Origin of the sequence: Bradyrhizobium sp., assembly GCF_049586575.1 — a bacterium.
GTDB lineage: Bacteria > Pseudomonadota > Alphaproteobacteria > Rhizobiales > Xanthobacteraceae > Bradyrhizobium.
Map to the genome: position 1 here is coordinate 1 of NZ_JBAVCF010000521.1, position 3,249 is coordinate 3,249.

The 3,249-nt window shown below is 63.5% G+C and carries 4 protein-coding genes and 1 pseudogene; 4 read left to right on the forward strand and 1 reads right to left on the reverse strand.

Translation table 11 applies throughout. The features are described from left to right. The 3 genes and pseudogenes from WB528_RS19575 to WB528_RS19585 form a co-directional block, all read left to right on the forward strand. A pseudogene (locus WB528_RS19575) lies at positions 1-215 on the forward strand (tRNA (adenosine(37)-N6)-threonylcarbamoyltransferase complex transferase subunit TsaD); the annotation flags it as partial. A 188-nt stretch (positions 216-403) separates the two neighbouring features. Then, the gene (locus WB528_RS19580) at positions 404-1,384 is read left to right on the forward strand and encodes an NAD(P)H-dependent glycerol-3-phosphate dehydrogenase (protein WP_423890048.1); all 981 of its coding nucleotides are present in this window, start codon (positions 404-406) and stop codon (positions 1,382-1,384) included. 148 nt (positions 1,385-1,532) lie between these two features. Continuing rightward, positions 1,533-1,739, forward strand: a complete 207-nt coding sequence (locus WB528_RS19585) for a cold-shock protein (RefSeq protein WP_422251560.1) — start codon at positions 1,533-1,535, stop codon at positions 1,737-1,739. A 355-nt stretch (positions 1,740-2,094) separates the two neighbouring features. Here WB528_RS19585 and WB528_RS19590 read toward each other — a convergent pair whose 3' ends face one another. After that, positions 2,095-2,838, reverse strand: a complete 744-nt coding sequence (locus WB528_RS19590) for a haloacid dehalogenase type II (RefSeq protein ID WP_423890049.1) — start codon at positions 2,836-2,838, stop codon at positions 2,095-2,097. Between the two features lie 113 nt (positions 2,839-2,951). Here WB528_RS19590 and WB528_RS19595 point away from each other — a divergent pair. Then, a partial coding sequence (locus WB528_RS19595) for an EVE domain-containing protein (RefSeq protein WP_423890051.1) occupies positions 2,952-3,249 on the forward strand: 298 nt, incomplete at its 3' end.

Sequence of the window (3,249 nt, forward strand, 5' to 3'; positions counted from 1 at the left end):
CGCTGCAGCAGGTCGCGGCGAAGGCCGAGACCACGCTCATCATCCCGCCGCCCGCGCTCTGCACCGACAATGGCGCGATGATCGCGTGGGCCGGCGCCGAACGCCTCGTCCTGGGCCTGACCGATACAATGGACGCGGCTCCCCGCGCGCGCTGGCTGCTCGACAGCAATGCGTCAGCGCCGGCGGGTTACAACAACAGCCGCGCAGGGTTTTGAGAATCGTTCATGGGTGAAGACCGTCACGCTATATTCCTCTCTCATCTCGGCCTGAAAGGGGGAGATCGGCGAGCTCTGCAAGAGCGCGCAATTTGGCAAATGAATTCGAGCGCTTTGCCGACCCCCTCCTCAACCTTCCCCCTTTCAGGACGAGGGACTGCGATGGTTGCGCTCGCTGAGTTTCTCCAATGACCTCTTTCAACTTAATCGCTGTCGTCGGCGCAGGCGCATGGGGAACGGCGCTGGCGGGTGTCGCCGCCCGCGCCGGCCGCAAAGTCGTCCTCTGCGCGCACAGCGCCGAGGCAGCCAAAGCCATCGCTGCCGCGCACAGCAATCCAAAGCTGCCGGGCATCACGCTGCATGCCGGCATTCAGGTGACCGCTGATATTTCCCGCGCGGCATCGGCGGATGCTGTTCTGATCACGACGCCCGCGCAAAATCTTCGCGCCGCCGCAGCCGCACTCGCCCCGTACCTGGCATCGGGTACGCCGCTGGTCGCCTGCGCCAAGGGTATCGAGCGCGGCACGCACAAATTCATGACCGAGGTGATTGCGGAGGTTGCACCAAAGGCACGCGCGGCGATCCTGTCGGGACCAGGTTTTGCCGAGGATGTCGCGCGCGGGCTTCCGACCGCCGTGACCCTCGCCGCATCTGACGAACACCTCGCGAAGAACCTTGTGCAGGCGCTGGGCTCGGCGACGTTCCGCCCCTACCATACGACCGACGTCCGCGGTGTGGAGATCGGCGGCGCGGCCAAGAACGTGCTCGCGATCGCGGCGGGAATTGCGGTCGGCAAAAGGCTTGGCGCCTCGGCGCAGGCGGCGCTGACCACGCGCGGTTTCTCGGAGCTCGCCCGTTTCGGCCGCGCGTTCGGCGCACGCAGCGAGACGCTGGTCGGCCTGTCCGGCCTCGGCGACCTGATCCTGACCTGCTCGACGCCGCAATCGCGCAATTTCGCCTTGGGGCAGGCGCTCGGGCGTGGCGAAGCCGCCCCGCAGGGCAAACTGGCCGAGGGGGCCTTCACGGCGCCGGTGCTGGTGGAACTCGCCGCCGCCGAGGGCGTCGAAATGCCGGTTTCGAATGCGGTAGCCGACATCCTGCGGGGGGCGGTGACGATCGATGATGCGGTCGAGGGCCTGCTGACGCGCCCGTTCCGGGCGGAAGGTTAACGCCTCGGAAAACGCAGCAGCCAAGGCCGAATCCCTGGCTCAAACCTCATGCAATTCGGCCATAAAACCCGCGCTTTCTTGGCCGACGGGGTTTTTGCCCCCGGAAAACTGTGGTACGCAACAACACTTATCATGGAAGGGAACAGTTATGGCTACCGGTACGGTCAAGTGGTTTAACGGTCAAAAGGGCTTTGGATTCATTGCGCCGGATGACGGCGGAAACGACGTTTTCGTTCATATCAGCGCCGTCGAGCGCGCTGGATTGTCCGGCCTGGCAGAAGGCCAGAAGATCTCATACGAGGTCAAGGTAGACACCAAGCGAGGCAAGAGCAGCGCCGAAAATCTTCGGGTCTAATGGCCCGCAACCCGGATCCATCGCCGGCGCAAGCCGCCAGAGAAAACCGGTTGCGCCTTGCGAAAGAGGAAGGCGCGCGGGCGATGGAAGACGCGCAACGATCGGCGCTCGCTGTCCGGAAGAACATGGATCGGCTTCGTGAGCTAAGACTGGCGAAGGAAGCCGAGGAGGCCCGGGAGCAAATCGCGAACGGACCTCCGTCAAAAGCGAAGCCCAAGACGAAGAGCAAAAAAAAACCGAAGTGATTGGTTGCTTTCGCCGGCGCGTACGAGCGCTTCGGCGGACTCCAAGCGCGCCATGGCCGGCAAAGAAAGCGACGGCGGGTTGTCGTGTACGGACTTCGCAATGTCGGCTTCTAACCCAGCACAAACTTCACCAGATCGGCCATGCCCGTGCCCACGCCGTCGGGCACCACGCCCAATTCCTCGACCGGCGTGTTCATGCGATTCACCCAGAAGGTCGGGTAGCCGAACCATTTGGCGCCCGCCGCATCCCAGCCGGCGAACGCAGCGAACGCGATTTCCTCCTTCGGAAGCTTGAACGCATCCGGCCCCATCTGGTAGGCGCGCGGGTCGGGCTTGAAAGCTTCCACCCGGTCGGTCGACAGATGCGGCTCGAAAAAGCCTTCGATGCCGGAATTCTTCACCACGGCATCCATCATCGTCTCGGTGAGATTGGCGAGGAAGGCCATGCGGATGCCCGCGGCCTTCAACTCTTTCAGCGCCGGCGCGACATCGGGCCAAGCCGTCAACGAGAGCCAGGTCTGCATCAACGTATAGCGCTGATCGGCGGCCAGTTCGATTCCCGATGCCTTGGCGGCGAAGGTCAGTGCTTCCTCGGTCACATGCCAGAAATCAACGTAGTGCCGCCCGAGCGTTCGCAACCACGTATATTCGAACAGCCGGGTCCGCCAGGCCTCGCTTAAAGCGCGCCCCTTGCCGGGAAACAGTTCTTCGACCTTGGCGAAGACCGGGCGCGGATCGGTAATGGGGAATCCGTCAAACGCGATGGCCTTGATCGGGCGCGTCGCCGCCAATGCGGCCGGGGCCGCAAGCGCAGCCGCGGCCAGCGTGACGAACTTCCGGCGATTGACGGACATCGGCTTTCCCCTCGAACGGGCGCGTGCGCGCCCCCTTGACGGCGCTTATAGCTCTGTCGTGGTATTGAGCGTGTAACAAGGACGAGATGGCGCTGACGTCGCGGGGAGATCTCATGAATTACTGGCTGGTGAAATCCGAACCTTCCGCCTGGTCGTGGGATCAACAGGTCGAAAAGGGCGCCAAGGGCGAAGCCTGGACCGGCGTGCGCAATTTCACCGCGCGGCAAAACCTCGTGAAGATGAAGAAGGGCGACAAGGCGTTCTTCTATCACTCCAACGAAGGCAAGGAGATTGTCGGCATCGCCGAGATCATCAAGGAGGCCTATCCCGATCCCACGGACAAGACCGGCAAGTTCGTCTGCGTCGACATCAAGGCCGACAAGCCGCTGAAGACGCCGGTGACGATGGCCG